Raw genomic sequence first — 16,254 nt, 5'->3', positions numbered from 1 at the left:
CGGCATGACCCGCCTCTTTGCGCTGCTGCTCGCCCTTCTGTCCCTCACCCTGCCCGCGCGCGCCGACGATATCAGCGCCACGTCGCGGAGCGTCGTGCGCGTCGTCACCGTCGCGATGGTCGACGGCGAGGTCGTCGGCTTCGGCCATGGCAGCGGCATTGCCATCTCTCCCACCCGCATCGTCACCAACGCGCATGTCGTCGAATCGGCGGCGCGCTACCCCGACAATGTCGCCCTGGGCGTCGTCCCGTCGGAAGGACAAAAAAGCTATGCGGCGAAGCTGATCGCGATCGACACCAAGCGCGACCTCGCGCTGATCGAGATCACCGAGGGGCGCGTCCCCGCCGCCGCCATCTATTCGGGGCCGTTCGAATCGGGCGCCGATGTCGTCGCCTTGGGATATCCGGGCAATGTCGACGCGGCAACGGCGCAGGGCGCCGGCGATTATATCACCCCGCGCACCCCGGTGCGCAGCGAGGGCAATCTGTCGAACACCCAGGGCGTCGACGGGGTCGCGATGCTTGTCCACACCGCCAAGATCGCGCGCGGCAATTCGGGCGGGCCGCTGCTCGACCAGTGCGGCCGCATCGTCGGCATCAACAATGCAATGACACGCGCCGACGACGGCGATTCGCCTTTTTCCTTCGCGATCGCCAACCGCGAACTGACGCGATTCCTGACCGACGCGAGCCAGAGCTTCGGCAGCATCGGCACCCCGTGCCTGTCGCTCGCCGAGGCCGATGCGCGCGACCGCGCCGCGCTTGATGCAGACGCGCGCGCCAAGGCCGAGGCGAATGCGGCGAAGAATGAAGCGGCGGCGCTCGACCGCCAGCTGCGCGAAACGCGCGCCGACGAGGAGGCCCAGGCATCGCGCGAGAATCGCATGGCGCTCGCCGGCGTTCTCTTCGTGATCGGCGCGCTGTCGGCGGGGGCGGCGCTGATGTTCCACGGCCAGAAGAATGTCCGCAACGCCAGGATCGCCGGCGCCGCGGGCGGGGTGCTGGTGCTCGCCGCCGCGATCCTGTTCGCGACGCGCCCCGACGCGCATGGCGAGCTGCCGTCCGATCCGAAGGCGGCCGACGGCGCGGCTGCCCCCGCCGCGCTCGCCGAGGGCAACCTGCTCTGCACGATCCGCCCCGACCGCAGCCGCATCACCATGTCCGAAACCCCCGACGTTCCCGTCGCGATCGGCACCTCGGGCTGCGTCAACGGCCGCACCCAATATGCGCAGGGCAGCGACGGCCGCTGGCAGCGCATCCTGGTCCCCAATGAGGAGGCGACGGTGACGATCGCGTCGATCGACGGCGCCGGGACCGACTATCGCGTCGACCGCTATTTTCTTGATGCCGAGACGATGGCGAAGGCCCGCGAGGTGCGTGCGGGGGTCGAGATCAAGGGCTGCAGCGTCGCGCCCGACCAGCTCGCGGCGCTCGCCACGCAGCAGGATGCGATCCGTTCGGTGCTGCCCGCGAGCCCGAACGAGCGACTGGTCTATTCGTGCCAGAAGCTGGCGAAGGGCGCAGTGGTCAACCCGGCGCCTTGAGCCGCCAGCCAGCGCCGGGGTCGATCCACAGATATTGGCTCATCAACTCGCCGGCGAACTCGCCGTCGACGGTGCCGACTTCCTGCTGCATCGGGTCGTCGGCGCGGGCATATTCATAAGCGCAGGTCTTGCGCTTCCACAGGGTCGCGACGAGCGCATCGCGATACAGGAGGATGAGCCGTTTGTCGTTCACCGGCGCATGCGGCGCCCGGCTGCTGACGATGCGGAAGCCCGCCATATAAGCGTCGTCGACCACGCCGCAGAGCGCATCGCCCTCGCGGGTCAGCCGGAAGCGCGCCTCGACCGCGAGCGTCGGCGCATTGGCGAGCGCGGTCAGTTGCCGCACCGCGACGCCGCCGTCGGCGCGCGTGTCGAACCAGGTCATCAAGCGGCAGGTGCGCGCGGCCGGATCGGGATCGTGGCACTGAATCTTTCCGGCGCGCGCCGGGGCGAGCGGATCGGCAACCGGCTTCCACGCCGGATCGAGTCCGAAATCGGCACCCGCGAGCAGCATCAAGGCAAAAGCGAACGACATCGTCACCTCCCGAAAGGCGATCATCGCGCGAACTGGTAACGATCGGGTTAGCCGCGGGTCAGCGCAGCGTATCGACCCAGTCGGTCAGGATCGCCTGGGCCGGTGCGCCATAGGCAAGTTCGTGCCCCGCGCCGGCAACGAGTGCGACGGTCGCATCGCGCCGCGCCGCGCGCAGCCGGGCAAGATTGTCGGGCTTCACCAACGTGTCGGCGTCGCCATGCATCAGAAAGACCGGCGCCTTTACGCGCGGCAGCTTCGCGGCATTGTCGAAGCGGTCGCGCACCAGCCAGCCGGGGATGAAGGCGAACTGGCTGCGCACCACGGCGGGCAGGTCCGAAAATCCCGATACGAGCATCAGCGCCGCGACATCGTGGCGCAGCGCCATCTCGGTCGCCGGCCCGGACCCGATCGAATTGCCGACGATGACAATATCGTGCGGCGCCACGCCCGCTTCGACGAGCCAGCGCACCGCCGCCTCGCCGTCGCGATACAGCCCGTCCTCGCCCGGCGACCCCGGATTGCCGCCATAGCCGCGATATTCGGCGAGCAGCAGTCCCGCCCCCTTCGCCGCCGGCCCGCGCGTCGCCTGAATCGCGCCGGACAGAGTGTCGCCATTGCCGTGGAAAAAGAGGATCGTGCGCTGCCCCGGCGCGGCGGGACGATAAAAAGCCGACAGGCGCAGGCCATCGTCGGTTCGCGTGTGGACGAGGCGAAAGCCCTGCGGCGGATCGAGGGGATAGTGGGCGGGCGCGGGAAAGAGCAGACGACGTTGCTGCGTATAAAGGATCGCCGTCACCGCGAGCGCGAAAACGAGAAGGAAGAGCAGCAGGTTGATCGCGATCCTCACGCCGACGCGATGTCGAGCGCCAGCGCGGTGCGGATTCGCGCCGCAGCCTCGCCCGGTGCGACCGCGCCGGTGTCGATCGCGATCGCGGGCGCGGGCAGCGGCGGATAATCGAACGCGCCCGCCGCCTCGAGTTCGCGCAGCAGCGCCAGCGACGACAATTTGCCGCACGCCTGCCGCGCCGGCGCCTCCACCCGCGCCGCGATCACCGCGGGCGCACAGTCGAGCGCGACGAAATCGACCTGCCCGCCCGCGGCTTCGACCAGCGCGACCGCCCGCTGGGGAAAATCGGGTGCGACGCTCGCCTCGGGATGGAAGGTGAAGATGAGCGAGCGATCCTCGGCCGCAGCCGCGGCGAAGACGTCGAGCCACATCCGCTCGCGCAGTTCGACAAAGCCGGGACTGCCGAACGGAAACACCGCGAGCAGCGCATCGACGACGAGGTGGTTGTGGAACAGCGGCAGCCCGGTCAGAGCGGCAAGCTCGCGCGCCACGGTCAGCTTGCCGCTCGCTGCGGGGCCGTGGAGGAAGACGAGCCTCACCCCCCGCATGCCTTGAACAGCATCAGCGTGCGTTCGCGCGCCTGCTCGCTGCTCGGTTCGTGATAATCCTTGCGGCGGTCGCTGTTGAAGCCGTGGTTGGCGTCATAGACGAAGATCTGCGCGGTCGGATGGTTCTTGGCGATCAGCGTCTCGACCCCTTCCATCGGAATGCCCGCGTCGAAGCGGCCGAAATGGGCGATGGTGGCACAAGCGGGCGCCTGGTCGGCGAACTGGGTCGGGACGAGGCTGCCGTAATAGGCCGATGCGGCGGCGAGGTCGGGGCTGATCTGCGCCATCCGCCAGGCGACCGAGCCGCCGTAGCAAAAACCGGTGATGAAGACGGGACCCTTGCCCTTCAACGCGTCGATGCAGGTTTGCGCGTCCTTCAGGCTCTGCTCGAAGGGGTGAAGCTCGCGCGCCAGCTGCACCGCGCGTTCGAACTGCGCGCCCGAATAGTCGCTCTCGAACCCCGGATGCTCGCGGTCGAACAGCGCTGGGGCGAGCACCTCGTACCCGTCGGCGGCATATTCGTCGCACAGTTCGCGGATATGGTCGGTGACCCCGAAAATTTCCTGGATCAGCACCAGCCCGCCGCGCCGCTCGCCTTCGGGCGAGGCGTGATAGACTGCAATCTCGGCGCCATCGTCCATCGTCATCCGGATCATCTCGCCCATCATTGTCTCCCATGTTAGTCGTGCGGCGGGTTTATGGGAGGGGAATCAGAATGCAAGCGAACCCTGGCGTCGTCGCTATCCTGCTGACGCCCCTCCTTTTGCTCGCCGCGTGCGACGGCACAGATTCGCGTCAAACCAGCGCCGAAGAACGCCCCACCGATGAATTCGCCCGGATCGAGAAGCTCGCGTTTCAATCCTGCATGTGCAAGCTGGCAGGACACGACAGCAGCGGAGCAGATCGGGCACTCGGGTCAGCAACTGATTCGCTTGAAACCGCCGGAGGCCCTGAAACCCCTGCCCTGCCAGTCCATGTCTCTCGAACATGCTATCCGAAATTTGGTCCTGACGCCTGCCTTGCGGATTTCTGGGTGCATGAACCTTATGGCGACGGTGCGGTCTGTTCCTATGGGCAAACCGACGACTTGATTGCCGCCGCCAAAGACGCACACCGCGCCTCCCCCCGCGACGACAAGCGGGCAGATGCAGCCGTAAGAAAAAGGTTCGAAGCTATGCGCGCCGAAGCCGCAGCGAAGATTCCGCGATCGGCCTGCAACTAGCCCCCACCCCCGCCTTGCATTGCAGCAAAATCGTTGCTAGGCGCGCCGCGACTTCGCTGCGGGGGTATTCTTCGAATATCCGCCAAAAGCCGCGCGACCCATCCCCCCACGGGATAGCAACAAAGGACTTTCACGCGTGGAGAATTCCGGCGGCATTCAGGGCAACATCACGGCGGGCCTCGCGGGCCGTTATGCGGTCGCTTTGTTCGATCTGGCCCGCGAATCGAACGCGATCGACGCGGTCGCGGGCAGCCTTGCGACGCTGCGCGCGGGCCTTGCCGAATCGGCCGACCTGTCGGACCTGATCGCCAGCCCGGTCGTCGGCCGCACCGATGCCGCCAATGCGATATCGGCGGTCGCCAAGGCGATGAAGCTCGATTCGCTGACGACAAAATTCCTCGGCGTGCTCGCCGACAATCGCCGTCTCGCCGATCTGCCCAAGATGATCGACGCCTATGACGCGATCGTCGCCGATCACCGCGGCGAAGTGACCGCCAAGGTCACCAGCGCGCATCCGCTTTCCGCCGATCAGCTCAAAGAGCTGACCGCGAACCTCAAAACCCGTGTCGGCCGCGATGTCGCCGTCGTCACGACCGTCGATCCCGCCATCCTTGGCGGCCTCGTCGTCCAGCTGGGCAGCCAGCTGATCGACGGCAGCATCCGTACCCGTCTCAATAGCTTCGCACAGGCGATGAAAGGCTAAACAATGGAAATCCGCGCCGCTGAAATCAGCAAGGTCATCAAGGACCAGATCGCCAATTTCGGCACCGACGCCACGGTCAGCGAAATCGGTCAGGTTCTGTCGGTCGGCGACGGCATCGCCCGCGTCCACGGCCTCGACAACGTCCAGGCCGGTGAAATGGTCGAATTCGCCAACGGCGTGCAGGGCATGGCGCTCAACCTCGAAGCCGATAACGTCGGCATCGTGATCTTCGGCAGCGACGCCGAGATCAAGGAAGGCGACACCGTCAAGCGCACCGGCACGATCGTCGACGTTCCCGTCGGCAAGGGCCTGCTCGGCCGCGTCGTCGATGGCCTCGGCAACCCGATCGACGGCAAGGGCCCGATCAAGGCCGAGAAGCGCATGCGCGTCGAAGTCAAGGCGCCGGGCATCATCCCGCGCACCTCGGTTCACGAACCCGTGCAGACCGGCCTCAAGGCGCTCGACGCGCTCGTCCCCGTCGGCCGCGGCCAGCGCGAACTGATCATCGGCGACCGCCAGACCGGCAAGACCGCCGTCGCGATCGACACCTTCATCAACCAGAAGGAAGCCAACGCGGGCGATGACGAGAGCAAGAAGCTCTATTGCATCTATGTCGCGATCGGCCAGAAGCGCTCGACCGTCGCGCAGATCGTCCGCCAGCTCGAAGAAAATGGCGCGATGGAATATTCGATCGTCGTCGCCGCGACCGCGTCGGAACCCGCTCCGCTGCAGTTCCTTGCGCCGTACACCGGCTGCACGATGGGCGAATATTTCCGCGACAACGGCATGCACGCCGTGATCGTGTATGACGATCTGTCGAAGCAGGCCGTCGCTTACCGTCAGATGTCGCTGCTGCTGCGCCGTCCGCCGGGCCGCGAAGCTTACCCCGGCGACGTGTTCTACCTGCACAGCCGCCTGCTCGAGCGTTCGGCAAAGATGAACGCCGACAATGGTTCGGGTTCGCTAACCGCGCTGCCGATCATCGAAACGCAGGCGGGCGACGTTTCGGCGTACATCCCGACCAACGTGATTTCGATCACCGACGGCCAGATCTTCCTCGAAACCAACCTGTTCAACGCCGGCATCCGCCCGGCGATCAACGTCGGCCTGTCGGTGAGCCGCGTCGGCTCGGCCGCGCAGACCAAGGCGATGAAGAAGGTGTCGGGCTCGATCAAGCTCGAGCTGGCGCAATATCGCGAAATGGAAGCCTTCGCGCAGTTCGGGTCTGACCTCGATGCGTCGACGCAGAAGCTGCTCAACCGCGGCGCGCGCCTGACGCAGCTTTTGAAGCAGCCGCAGTTCCAGCCGATGCCGTTCGAAGAGCAGACCGCGTCGATCTTCGCCGGCACCAACGGCTATCTCGACAATGTCGCGACCACCGACGTCTCGCGTTACGAAGCGGCGATGATCGCCAATCTGCGCAGCGACCATGCCGGCGTGCTCAAGACGATCCGCGACACCAAGGACCTTGGCGACGACGCCAAGAAGGGTCTGGTTGCCGCGCTCGAAGCGTTCGCCAAGATTTTCGCTTAAAAGGTTTCCGTCCTCCCGGCTTTGGCCGGGGTGACGAAATATAGGGGCCTTCATGGCAAACCTGAAAGAACTCAAAGGGCGGATCAACTCGGTCAAATCGACCCAGAAGATCACCAAGGCCAAGAAAATGGTCGCGGCGGCCAAGCTGCGCAAGGCGCAGGCGGCCGCCGAAGCCGCGCGTCCCTATGCGACGCGCCTCGAAGGCGTCGTCGCCAGCCTGGCGTCGAAGGTTGGCGTGTCGGACAGCGCGCCCAAACTTCTCGCCGGCACGGGCAAGAGCGACACCCACCTGCTCGTCGTACTCAACAGCGACCGCGGCCTCGCCGGCGCGTTCAACTCGAACATCGTCAAGGCGGCGCGCGACAAGGCGCTAGACCTGCAGGCACAGGGCAAGAAGGTCCTCTTCTACCTGATCGGCCGCAAGGGCCGTCCGGTGCTTAACCGCCTGTTCCCCGGCCAGGTCATCGAGAATTACGAAACCACCGGCATCCGCGACATCGGCTTCGATCAGGCGCACGAGATTTCGGCGAAGGTGATGGAACTTTATGAAGCGGGCGCGTTCGATGTCGCGCATGTCTTCTATTCGAAGTTCCGCTCGGCCCTGCTTCAGGAAGCGACCGGCCAGCAGCTGATCCCCGTTCCCGCCCCGGTCGACGTTCCGGCATCGAGCGGCGCGGCGGTCGAATATGAACCCGACGAGGAAGCGATCCTCGCCGACCTGCTGCCGCGCAACATCACGATCCAGATCTTCAAGGGTCTGCTTGAAAACGCCGCGTCCGAACAGGGCGCGTCGATGACCGCGATGGACAATGCGACGCGCAACGCGGGCGACCTGATCAACAAGCTGACGATCATCTACAACCGCACGCGTCAGGCGGCGATCACCACCGAACTTATCGAAATCATCGCGGGCGCCGAAGCGCTCTAATCGATCAACCCAAGGAAGAAGACCATGGCTACCGCACCCGCTGAAAAGAAGGCTCCCGCCAAAAAGGCCGCCGCGCCCAAGGCTGCTGCGCCGAAGAAGGCGGCCGCTCCCAAGGCCGCGAGCACCGGCACCGCGACGGGCCGCATCGCCCAGGTCATCGGCGCCGTCGTCGACGTCCAGTTCACCGGTACCCTGCCCGCGATTCTGAACGCGCTCGAAACCGAGAACAACGGCAACCGCCTCGTCCTCGAAGTCGCGCAGCACCTCGGCGAAAACACCGTCCGCACCATCGCGATGGACGCAACCGACGGCCTGACCCGCGGCCAGCCCGTGACCGACACCGGCGCGCAGATCACCGTTCCCGTCGGCCCGCAGACGCTCGGCCGCATCCTCAACGTCATCGGCGAGCCGATCGACGAACGCGGCCCGGTCAACGCAGCCACGCGCGCGCCGATCCACGCCAAGGCCCCGGAATTCGTCGATCAGTCGACCGAAAGCAGCATCCTCGTCACCGGCATCAAGGTCATCGACCTGATCGCGCCTTATGCAAAGGGCGGCAAGATCGGCCTGTTCGGCGGCGCGGGCGTCGGCAAGACCGTGCTCATCCAGGAACTGATCAACAACATCGCCAAGGGCCATGGTGGTACGTCGGTGTTCGCGGGCGTCGGTGAACGCACGCGCGAAGGCAACGATCTGTACCACGAATTCCTCGACGCCGGCGTTATCGCCAAGGACGCCGACGGCAACCCGACCCCCGAGGGATCGAAGGTTGCGCTGGTGTTCGGCCAGATGAACGAACCCCCGGGCGCCCGCGCTCGCGTCGCGCTCTCGGGCCTGACGATCGCCGAATATTTCCGCGACCAGGAAGGCCAGGACGTGCTGTTCTTCGTCGACAACATCTTCCGCTTTACCCAGGCGGGTTCGGAAGTGTCGGCGCTGCTCGGCCGTATTCCGTCGGCCGTGGGTTACCAGCCGACGCTGTCGACCGACATGGGCGCGCTGCAGGAACGCATCACCTCGACCAACAAGGGCTCGATCACCTCGGTGCAGGCCATCTACGTTCCCGCGGATGACTTGACCGACCCTGCCCCGGCAACCTCGTTCGCTCACTTGGACGCGACGACGACGCTCAATCGCGCGATTTCGGAACTCGGCATCTATCCGGCGGTCGATCCGCTCGATTCGACCAGCCGCGTGCTGACCGCCGCGATCGTCGGCCAGGAGCATTACGAAACCGCTCGCCGCGTTCAGGAAACGCTGCAGAAGTATAAGTCGCTTCAGGACATCATCGCGATTCTCGGCATGGACGAGCTTTCGGAAGAAGATAAGCTGGTCGTCGCCCGCGCGCGCAAGATCCAGCGCTTCCTGTCGCAGCCGTTCCACGTCGCCGAAGTCTTCACCAACATCCCCGGCAAGTTCGTGGCGATCGAAGACACGGTGAAGTCGTTCAAGGCGGTGGTCGACGGCGAATATGACCATCTGCCCGAAGCGGCCTTCTACATGGTCGGCGGCATCGACGAAGCGGTCGCCAAGGCCGCGAAGCTCGCCGAAGACGCGTAAGGAACCTATGCCCCTCCCCAAGCGGGAGGGGTCTAAGGAAGTAAAATGGCTCTGAAGTTCGAACTCGTAACCCCCGCCCGCCTCGAGCGGACCGCCGATGTCTATATGGTCACCGTACCGGGCAGCGAAGGCGACTTTTCGGTGCTCGAAGGCCATGCGCCCTTCATGGCGACGCTGCGCAACGGCCCGCTGACCATCTACACGACACAGGGCGCTGCGCCCGAGACGATCGAAGTCGAAGGCGGTTTTGCCGAGGTCAATGAAGCCGGGCTGACCGTCCTCGCCGAGCACGTCACCGCCGGCTGACCCGCCGCAGACATTTTCGGAATCATCGACGCCCGCATCCCCCCGGATGCGGGCGTCGTTGCGTCAGGGGTAGCCCATGCCTTCCCGGCATTAGGAGAATGTCAAAGTTTCCGATCTATTCACCGTGTCGATTGGGGGTTCGCATGCTTCGGCCGCGACACACCGCATGGACATGATTCGGAAGCAGGACAGAGCAATGAGTGCATTCGGACGCCGACCCGGTACCGCAGGACGCCCCGCCTTTGGCGTGGCGAAGCCGATGCAGGGCGGGCCCGGTTCCTCGGGCGGCGGCCAGTTTCCCGCGCTCGACGCCGTTCCCCTGCCCGAATCGGCACCGTCTTCGCTCAGCCCCGAAATGGAGGCGATGGACCGGCTGAACCAGCGATCGAGCGCCGAGGCGATGGAGCCGGAAAAGGCGCAGGGTTTCGAAGCGAGCGTCCACAAGATCAAGGAACAGGTGCTGCCGCGCCTGCTCGAACGCGTCGATCCCGAGGCCGCGGCGACGTTGTCGAAGGACGAGCTGACCGAGGAATTCCGTCCGATCATCCTCGAGGTGCTCGCCGAACTGCGGATCACGCTCAACCGCCGCGAACAGTTCGCGCTTGAAAAGGTTCTCGTCGACGAATTGCTCGGTTTCGGGCCGCTCGAGGAATTGCTGTCCGACCCCGACATTTCGGACATCATGGTCAACGGCCCGTACCAGACCTATATCGAAAAAAAGGGGCAACTGATGATCGCCCCGATCCAGTTTCGCGACGAACAGCATCTGTTCCAGATCGCGCAGCGCATCTGCAACATGGTCGGCCGCCGCGTCGACCAGACCACGCCGCTCGCCGACGCCCGCCTGAAGGACGGCAGCCGCGTCAACGTGATCGTCCCCCCGCTCAGTCTGCGCGGCACCGCGATCTCGATTCGTAAATTCTCGGCCAAGCCAATCACGCTCGACATGCTGTGCCAGTGGGGCGCGATGAGCCAGAAGATGTGCACCGCGCTGAAGATCGCGGGCGCGAGCCGGTTTAACATCGTCATCTCGGGCGGCACGGGTTCGGGCAAGACGACGATGCTCAACGCCTTGTCCAAGATGATCGACCCCGGCGAGCGGGTTTTGACCATCGAGGATGCCGCAGAACTTCGCCTGCAACAGCCGCATTGGCTGCCGCTCGAAACGCGTCCCGCCAACCTCGAGGGCAATGGCGCGATCCACATGGGCGACCTCGTCAAGAACGCGCTGCGTATGCGCCCCGACCGCATCATCATGGGTGAGGTCCGCGGCGCCGAATGTTTCGACCTTCTCGCCGCGATGAACACCGGTCACGACGGGTCGATGTGTACGCTCCACAGCAACAGCCCGCGCGAGTGCCTGGGCCGTATGGAGAATATGGTGCTGATGGGCGACGTGAAGATCCCGAAGGAAGCGATTTCCAAGCAGATCGCCGATTCGGTCGACATGGTGATCCAGATCAAGCGCCTGCGCGACGGGTCGCGCCGCGTCACCAACGTCACCGAGGTGATCGGCATGGAAGGCGACGTCATCGTCACCCAGGAATTGTTCAAGTTCGAATATCTCGACGAGGACAAGGACGGCAAGATCATCGGCGAATATCGCGCGATGGGCCTGCGCCCCTACACGCTGGAAAAGGCGCGCCAGTATGGCTTCGACCAGCCCTATCTGGAAGCCTGCCTCTAGGGCAGTTCGCGGAGCTGCTTCCCGGCGAGTGCGGGAAACACCTTGCCGACCTTGCCGATCAGATAGTTGCCATAGCTGCCGCCCGCCGCATGGACATCGGCGCCGTCCCAGCGCGGCAACAGCCGCGTTGTCGCGGGAACCGGCAGCGGGTCGACCGAAGCTGCGAAATCAGGGTCGTAGAAAAGCGGCCACGACAGCCGTTCCCGCCCCGATGCTTTTATCACCCGATGCGGCGCGGAGCGAAAGCGCCCGCGCGTCAGCCGTTCGAACATATCGCCGATATTGACGACAAGGGCATGGCCGCGCGGCGGCACTGCGATCCACGACCCGTCCGCCGCACGCACCTCCAGTCCGCCATGCGCGTCCTGCCCGAGCAGGGTCAGCAAGCCGTAATCGCTATGTTCGCCGACGCCCAGATCGTCAGCTTCGCCGCCTGGCGGATAGTGAAAGATGCGGAAGAGCAAGGTTGGCCGGCGCGTCAGTTCGTTTGCGAAATGATCGGCGGAAAGCCCCAGCGCGAGCGCCATGCCGCGCATCAGCGCCTCGGCTGCGGCGACCGATGCCGCCAGATACTCCTCCACCGCAGGGCGCAATTCGGGCAGGCGTGTCGGCCACAGATTGGCGCCGTGCAGCGGCCAGCCAGCCGCAACGCGCGGATCGCCTTCGCCAAGTTCCTCGCCCAGATACAGCCCCTCCTTGCGGTCGGGCCGTCCCGAGGTCAGTTCGCCGCCGAGCGGGAACCAGCCGCGCCATGCGGTGCCGCCATGCGCCATCGCGATTTCGGCCTTCTCGGCCTCGGACAGCGCGAAAAAACGGTGGCTTACGGCCTCCAGCCGGTCGAACAGCGCATCGGAGATGCCATGGCCCTCGGCATAGAAAAAACCATAGTCGGCGCTCGCCGCGCCGATCGCGGCGGCGGTGCGTTCGACCGCGGCGGCATCGTCCATCGCGAGCAGCGGGGCGATGTCGATCGCGGGCAGCGCGGTCATCGCTGGATCAGCCAGAAGGCAAAGGCGAACAGCGCGACGCACGCCGATACGAGCGCGATGCCGCGCCAGGGCATGAAGCCGACCTTGTCGACGTCGCGGCGGTTGTTGCGCCGCCACCCCGCGAATTCGGCGACGCCGAACAGCAGCGCCGCGCCGATGCTCACCGACAGCATGGACACTTGCATCTGACGCCTTCCCTTCGCACTATGACCATCCCCCCCAACAGGGTCGGCAGAACCGGCCCGTCCCCGAGAGAGGTGTCCGATATGCGTGATTTCCGTGCCGTTGCAAGTGCAGCGCTGATCGTCGTGGCCGCGTGCAGCGCCCCCGCGCACAACGCCGCCGCGAGCGAAGCCGCGGCCAGGCCCGGCGATGCGATCGCGACCGCTGTCGCCGCGCCGACGCGCACCCCGGCCAATGTCGCGCGCGACCCCTATCGCCACCCGACCGAAACGCTCGCCTTCTTTGGCGTGAAGCCCGGCGATACGGTCGTCGAACTTTGGCCCGGCGGCGGCTGGTACACCGAAATCCTCGCGCCGCTGGCCAAGGCGGGTGGCGGCACCCTCTATGTCGCCGCGCCGTGGGAAAAGGGTCTCAACCGGGTCAAGGCGAAGCAGGAAAGCGATGCGGGCACCTATGGCGCGGTCAAGCTCGCCGAATTCCCGAATGGCGGCACCAATCCCAAGGTCGCCGACGGCAGCGCCGATGTCGTGCTGACCTTTCGCAACGTCCACAACTGGCGCTTCGACGGCGCCGATAACACGGCGAACGCGTTCAAGCAGATTTTCGCGATGCTGAAGCCCGGCGGCGTGCTCGGCGTCGAAGAACATCGCCTGCCCGAAGCGATGGATTCGGCGCTCGAGGAAAAAAGCGGCTATATGAAGCGCTCGTCGGTCATCGCCTTTGCCGAGGCGGCGGGGTTCAAGCTTGTCGGCGAAAGCGACATCAACGCCAATCCCAAGGATACGCATGACTATCCCGGCGGGGTGTGGACGCTGCCCCCCAGCTTGCGCGAGGGCGACAAGGACCGGGAAAAATTTCTGGCGATCGGCGAATCGGACCGCATGACGCTGAAATTCGTGAAGCCCGCAAGCTGAAGCCGATCGAGACCATAGACCCTGCGCTGCTGCTCAGCGCCTATGCGCAGGGACTCTTTCCGATGGCCGACGGGGCGGACGACCCGTCGGTCCATTGGGTCGAGCCGCGGCTGCGCGCGATCCTGCCGCTCGACGGCTTCCGCCTCTCGCGTAGCCTGAAGAAGACGATCACAGGCGAACGTTTCCACGTCACCACCGATCGCGCCTTCGCCGACATAGTCGCGCTATGCGCCCAGCCCGCCGACGACCGGCCGACGACGTGGATCAACCCGGTGATCAAGGCGAGCTACGACCGGCTGTTCCGCCTAGGCCATGCGCACAGCGTCGAATGCTGGCAAATGGGCGAACTGGTCGGCGGCCTGTACGGCGTCACGCTGGGCCGCGCCTTTTTCGGCGAATCGATGGTCAGCCGCGTCCGCGACGCGTCGAAGGTCGCGCTCGCGCATCTCGTCGCACGGCTTCGCGCCGGCGGCTGGCAATTGCTCGACTGCCAGTTCATCACCCCGCATCTCGAATCGCTCGGCGCGATCGAAATCCCGCAGCGCGACTATCTGGCGCGGCTCTATTCGGTGTTGGCGGGCGGGGCGGGCACCGACGGCGGCGCGGCCTTGGCGGCGGGCGCCGGGGCTGCCGCTTCCGGCGTACCCTCGCCGCCGTTCGTCGCGGGGGACTGGGGCGCGCTCGACGCCTTGGGGGCGGCCTTGGCCGAGGGACGCGCGACGGGTTCGCCGCCGGGATATGTCATCGCACAGCTTTTGACGAACACGTCGTAGATCGGGTGCTGGATGATGTTGCGGTCGGGCCGCTCGCGGAAAATCCAGCCCGAAAAGACGCGATACCATTTGTCGTCGCGCTGATCCTGCACCGTCAGCTGGACGAAAGCCCCGGTTTCGGGTGGATCTTCCCACGGTGCGGTCTGTTCGCACGCGCGCAGCCGCACGATCGCGCGCCCGACGCGCGCCGATTCGCCGGGCTTCATCTCGAGATCGCGGACGAGGCCGTTACGCTTGTTGAGCAGGCCGACCACCGCGACGCGGCTCGCCATCGGGGTCGCGCCCTCGATCCCGCCGACTTCGGCCGGCACGCGTTCGGACTTGGCGATCGTCGGGACGGTGGCGCTGCCCCCGGCCTTGGACGGCTTGCCGTCGCAGGCGGTCAGCGCGGTCGCGGCCAGAAGCGCGATCAGCGCGGTCGGAAGCTGGCGCGCCATCGCGTCGGTCACTCGGCGCCGGGGCGCCAGGCCTCATAATCGCCGGTCGCGGCAGCGCGCTTGCCGCCGCGTTCGAGCGCGCCCGCCGGGCGATAGGCGGTGCCGGTACCGGTCAGGTTCGGCGTCGCTTGCTGTTCCCAAGCGCGCGGCGCGGGCAGCATGTCGGCGGGCAGGTCGTCGAACGTGCCGTGCAGCCAGCCATGCCATTCGGGCGGCACCCGGCTCGCGTCATTCGAACCATTATAGAGGACCCAGCGGCGGTCGCCCTTGCGCGCGCGGAAATAGCGGTTGCCAAGGCCGTCCTCGCCGACCTGTTCGCCGGTTTTCCAGCTGTTCAGCAGCGTGCCGACGGTCGCGCCGTCCCACCAGGTGAAAATCTTGCCTAACATGCCCATGGCCGCGCGTTTACAGGCAAGCAGCGCCGTTTCGCAAGCGCCAATGGCGACAAGCGCGCCGGATCATTTATCATTCCAGGTGACGACGGCACTCTCGTCGATACCCAGCTTCGCCGCGGTGCCGCCCGCGAGTTCGAGCACCGCGCTCACTTCGCCGCCGCTGACTACCGGCTCGAGATTTTCGGGGATGGTGTTTTCGGCGATGCGGTCGATGCTGCCGTCGGCGCGGATGAAGAGCATATCGAGCGGAATCAGCGTGTTCTTCATCCAGAAGCTCGCGAAGCGTGGCTTTTCGAAGGGGAACAGCATGCCGCCACCCTCGGGCAGGCTAGTGCGGAACATCAACCCCTTGGCCTGTTCCTCCGGGGTGCGCGCCACCTCGACGGTGAAGACATGCGTCTTGTCGGGGGCCTTGATCGTGAGCGGGATCGAGCCGGCCTGCGCGCTGTCCGATTCGCCGCCGCAGCCTGCTACCGGCAGGGCCATGACAAGAGCAACAGCGGTCATCCACGCACGCATCGGCCTATCCTTTCGCCGTCCCGGTAAGGGTCCGCTCCTAATCGAGCCCCGCTTCGTCGTCCAGCGCGGCCTCGTCGCCGGGCGCGGTAGCGAGGATGCGCCGCGCGAGCGCCAGCGAATGGCCCGCGCGGGCAAAGGCCGCCACGTGCCGCTCGCGCTGCGCCGGATCGGCAATCGCCTCTCTGGCATAGGGACCCAGGCGGCGACGGCGCGCGAAACCGAGCGCTGCGGACAGCGCCGCGCCCTCGGCGGTCGCGATCGCCGCGACCGAATCCGCGGAATCGATGCCGTCGACCCACAATTGCGCTTTCACCCGCCGCACACCCAGCCCGCGCCGCGTCATCGCGCCCGCCCGCATGCCGGCATATTGCTTGTCGTCGACGAACCCGAGCCGGTCCATTTTCGCGACCGCCGCCGCGCAGGCCGCCGGTCCGTCGATGGTGTCGACCCAATCCGATTCGCATATCTTTCTCGACAGATAGCGCGCCAATTTGGCGCGGCTGGTGGCAAATCGCGCGACATAGGCGAGCGCCAGCTCGTCGAGCCGCGCCGCGTCGAGGGGTCTCTTCGCCCGGTCGGAGGAAGCGCGGCGGTTGGCCATATGCCATGTTTATGCCACAGTCGGGCCTGAT

At 66.0% G+C, this 16,254-nt stretch carries 19 protein-coding genes and 1 pseudogene; 10 read left to right on the top strand and 10 right to left on the bottom strand.

The annotated features are described in order from the left end of the window. Positions 1-4 precede the first annotated feature (4 nt). Positions 5-1,543 carry a S1C family serine protease gene (locus tag EEB18_RS12960; protein WP_187141287.1) on the top strand — a complete coding sequence of 513 codons (1,539 nt, stop codon included), beginning with the start codon at positions 5-7 and terminating at the stop codon, positions 1,541-1,543. On the opposite strand, the gene EEB18_RS12955 is transcribed toward EEB18_RS12960, so the two are convergent. From EEB18_RS12955 to EEB18_RS12940, 4 genes are read right to left on the bottom strand one after another with little or no spacing between them, the layout of a single operon-like run. Then, positions 1,527-2,078, bottom strand: a complete 552-nt coding sequence (locus EEB18_RS12955) for a hypothetical protein (RefSeq protein ID WP_187141286.1) — start codon at positions 2,076-2,078, stop codon at positions 1,527-1,529. The genes EEB18_RS12960 and EEB18_RS12955 overlap by 17 nt on opposite strands. 58 nt (positions 2,079-2,136) lie before the next feature. Next, the gene (locus tag EEB18_RS12950) at positions 2,137-2,925 is read right to left on the bottom strand and encodes an alpha/beta hydrolase (protein WP_187141285.1); all 789 of its coding nucleotides are present in this window, start codon (positions 2,923-2,925) and stop codon (positions 2,137-2,139) included. After that, the gene (locus EEB18_RS12945; protein WP_262407923.1) at positions 2,922-3,473 is read right to left on the bottom strand and encodes an AAA family ATPase; all 552 of its coding nucleotides are present in this window, start codon (positions 3,471-3,473) and stop codon (positions 2,922-2,924) included. Before EEB18_RS12945 ends, EEB18_RS12950 begins: the two co-directional genes overlap by 4 nt. Next, positions 3,461-4,138 (bottom strand): dienelactone hydrolase family protein, encoded by a 678-nt coding sequence (locus EEB18_RS12940; RefSeq protein WP_187141283.1) that lies wholly within the window; start codon positions 4,136-4,138, stop codon positions 3,461-3,463. The genes EEB18_RS12945 and EEB18_RS12940 overlap by 13 nt, the downstream gene beginning before the upstream one ends. A gap of 50 nt (positions 4,139-4,188) precedes the next feature. Here EEB18_RS12940 and EEB18_RS12935 point away from each other — a divergent pair, with 50 nt between their 5' ends. The 7 genes from EEB18_RS12935 to EEB18_RS12905 all read left to right on the top strand — a co-directional run bounded on the left by EEB18_RS12935 (position 4,189) and on the right by EEB18_RS12905 (position 11,412). Continuing rightward, entirely contained in the window at positions 4,189-4,695 is a 507-nt protein-coding gene (locus tag EEB18_RS12935; protein ID WP_187141282.1) for a hypothetical protein, read from the top strand. Between the two features lie 136 nt (positions 4,696-4,831). Next, complete coding sequence (locus EEB18_RS12930) at positions 4,832-5,398, top strand: F0F1 ATP synthase subunit delta (protein ID WP_187141281.1); 567 nt, start codon at positions 4,832-4,834, stop codon at positions 5,396-5,398. 3 nt (positions 5,399-5,401) lie between these two features. Then, positions 5,402-6,931, top strand: a complete 1,530-nt coding sequence (gene atpA / locus EEB18_RS12925) for a F0F1 ATP synthase subunit alpha (RefSeq protein WP_187141280.1) — start codon at positions 5,402-5,404, stop codon at positions 6,929-6,931. A 52-nt stretch (positions 6,932-6,983) separates the two neighbouring features. Next, positions 6,984-7,859, top strand: a complete 876-nt coding sequence (locus tag EEB18_RS12920; protein WP_056345273.1) for a F0F1 ATP synthase subunit gamma — start codon at positions 6,984-6,986, stop codon at positions 7,857-7,859. A gap of 24 nt (positions 7,860-7,883) precedes the next feature. After that, positions 7,884-9,419, top strand: a complete 1,536-nt coding sequence (gene atpD, locus EEB18_RS12915; RefSeq protein WP_235535600.1) for a F0F1 ATP synthase subunit beta — start codon at positions 7,884-7,886, stop codon at positions 9,417-9,419. 45 nt (positions 9,420-9,464) lie between these two features. Continuing rightward, positions 9,465-9,725 (top strand): ATP synthase F1 subunit epsilon, encoded by a 261-nt coding sequence (locus EEB18_RS12910; RefSeq protein WP_056345270.1) that lies wholly within the window; start codon positions 9,465-9,467, stop codon positions 9,723-9,725. 196 nt (positions 9,726-9,921) lie between these two features. Continuing rightward, positions 9,922-11,412: a CpaF family protein gene (locus EEB18_RS12905; protein ID WP_056345267.1), complete on the top strand. Its 1,491-nt coding sequence runs from the start codon at positions 9,922-9,924 to the stop codon at positions 11,410-11,412. Here the strand turns inward: EEB18_RS12905 and EEB18_RS12900 are convergent. Continuing rightward, positions 11,409-12,401, bottom strand: coding sequence for an isopenicillin N synthase family dioxygenase (locus tag EEB18_RS12900; RefSeq protein ID WP_187141279.1), 993 nt, complete (start codon positions 12,399-12,401; stop codon positions 11,409-11,411). The genes EEB18_RS12905 and EEB18_RS12900 overlap by 4 nt on opposite strands. Next, positions 12,398-12,586 (bottom strand): hypothetical protein, encoded by a 189-nt coding sequence (locus EEB18_RS12895; RefSeq protein ID WP_056345261.1) that lies wholly within the window; start codon positions 12,584-12,586, stop codon positions 12,398-12,400. Before EEB18_RS12895 ends, EEB18_RS12900 begins: the two co-directional genes overlap by 4 nt. Positions 12,587-12,667: 81 nt before the next feature. Here EEB18_RS12895 and EEB18_RS12890 point away from each other — a divergent pair, with 81 nt between their 5' ends. Together EEB18_RS12890 and aat are read left to right on the top strand one after the other, a co-directional pair. Then, a complete protein-coding gene (locus EEB18_RS12890; RefSeq protein ID WP_187141278.1) occupies positions 12,668-13,498 on the top strand; it encodes a class I SAM-dependent methyltransferase in 831 nt (276 codons plus the stop codon). A 5-nt stretch (positions 13,499-13,503) separates the two neighbouring features. Beyond that, on the top strand, positions 13,504-14,271 hold the full coding sequence (aat, locus tag EEB18_RS12885; protein WP_187141311.1) for a leucyl/phenylalanyl-tRNA--protein transferase: 768 nt from the start codon (positions 13,504-13,506) through the stop codon (positions 14,269-14,271). A gap of 35 nt (positions 14,272-14,306) precedes the next feature. On the opposite strand, the pseudogene EEB18_RS22835 reads toward aat, so the two are convergent. The 4 genes and pseudogenes from EEB18_RS22835 to EEB18_RS12865 all read right to left on the bottom strand — a co-directional run. Further along, positions 14,307-14,477 (bottom strand): annotated as a pseudogene (locus tag EEB18_RS22835) (DUF2155 domain-containing protein); the annotation flags it as partial. A 239-nt stretch (positions 14,478-14,716) separates the two neighbouring features. Continuing rightward, a complete protein-coding gene (locus EEB18_RS12875) occupies positions 14,717-15,103 on the bottom strand; it encodes an NADH:ubiquinone oxidoreductase subunit NDUFA12 (protein ID WP_056345252.1) in 387 nt (128 codons plus the stop codon). A gap of 63 nt (positions 15,104-15,166) precedes the next feature. Beyond that, positions 15,167-15,622, bottom strand: a complete 456-nt coding sequence (locus EEB18_RS12870) for a DUF192 domain-containing protein (protein ID WP_187141277.1) — start codon at positions 15,620-15,622, stop codon at positions 15,167-15,169. Between the two features lie 37 nt (positions 15,623-15,659). Beyond that, positions 15,660-16,223: a RecX family transcriptional regulator gene (locus EEB18_RS12865; RefSeq protein ID WP_187141276.1), complete on the bottom strand. Its 564-nt coding sequence runs from the start codon at positions 16,221-16,223 to the stop codon at positions 15,660-15,662. Between the last annotated feature and the right edge of the window lie 31 nt (positions 16,224-16,254).

This window comes from Sphingopyxis sp. OPL5, from assembly GCF_003797775.2.
Classification (GTDB): Bacteria; Pseudomonadota; Alphaproteobacteria; order Sphingomonadales; family Sphingomonadaceae; genus Sphingopyxis.
The sequence above is the reverse complement of the archived record's forward strand: the minus strand, read 5'-3'. Positions and strand labels throughout refer to the sequence as shown.

Coding starts and splice junctions, on each gene's coding strand:
- EEB18_RS12870 (WP_187141277.1), bottom strand. CDS start 15,622: ATGCGTGCGTGGATGACCGCTGTTGCTCTTGTCATGGCCCTGCCGGTA.
- EEB18_RS12960 (WP_187141287.1), top strand. CDS start 5: ATGACCCGCCTCTTTGCGCTGCTGCTCGCCCTTCTGTCCCTCACCCTG.
- atpA (WP_187141280.1), top strand. CDS start 5,402: ATGGAAATCCGCGCCGCTGAAATCAGCAAGGTCATCAAGGACCAGATC.
- EEB18_RS12900 (WP_187141279.1), bottom strand. CDS start 12,401: ATGACCGCGCTGCCCGCGATCGACATCGCCCCGCTGCTCGCGATGGAC.
- atpD (WP_235535600.1), top strand. CDS start 7,884: ATGGCTACCGCACCCGCTGAAAAGAAGGCTCCCGCCAAAAAGGCCGCC.
- EEB18_RS12865 (WP_187141276.1), bottom strand. CDS start 16,223: ATGGCCAACCGCCGCGCTTCCTCCGACCGGGCGAAGAGACCCCTCGAC.
- EEB18_RS12935 (WP_187141282.1), top strand. CDS start 4,189: ATGCAAGCGAACCCTGGCGTCGTCGCTATCCTGCTGACGCCCCTCCTT.
- EEB18_RS12910 (WP_056345270.1), top strand. CDS start 9,465: ATGGCTCTGAAGTTCGAACTCGTAACCCCCGCCCGCCTCGAGCGGACC.
- EEB18_RS12920 (WP_056345273.1), top strand. CDS start 6,984: ATGGCAAACCTGAAAGAACTCAAAGGGCGGATCAACTCGGTCAAATCG.
- EEB18_RS12890 (WP_187141278.1), top strand. CDS start 12,668: ATGCGTGATTTCCGTGCCGTTGCAAGTGCAGCGCTGATCGTCGTGGCC.
- EEB18_RS12940 (WP_187141283.1), bottom strand. CDS start 4,138: ATGGGCGAGATGATCCGGATGACGATGGACGATGGCGCCGAGATTGCA.
- EEB18_RS12875 (WP_056345252.1), bottom strand. CDS start 15,103: ATGGGCATGTTAGGCAAGATTTTCACCTGGTGGGACGGCGCGACCGTC.
- EEB18_RS12895 (WP_056345261.1), bottom strand. CDS start 12,586: ATGCAAGTGTCCATGCTGTCGGTGAGCATCGGCGCGGCGCTGCTGTTC.
- EEB18_RS12955 (WP_187141286.1), bottom strand. CDS start 2,078: ATGTCGTTCGCTTTTGCCTTGATGCTGCTCGCGGGTGCCGATTTCGGA.
- EEB18_RS12945 (WP_262407923.1), bottom strand. CDS start 3,473: ATGCGGGGGGTGAGGCTCGTCTTCCTCCACGGCCCCGCAGCGAGCGGC.
- EEB18_RS12905 (WP_056345267.1), top strand. CDS start 9,922: ATGAGTGCATTCGGACGCCGACCCGGTACCGCAGGACGCCCCGCCTTT.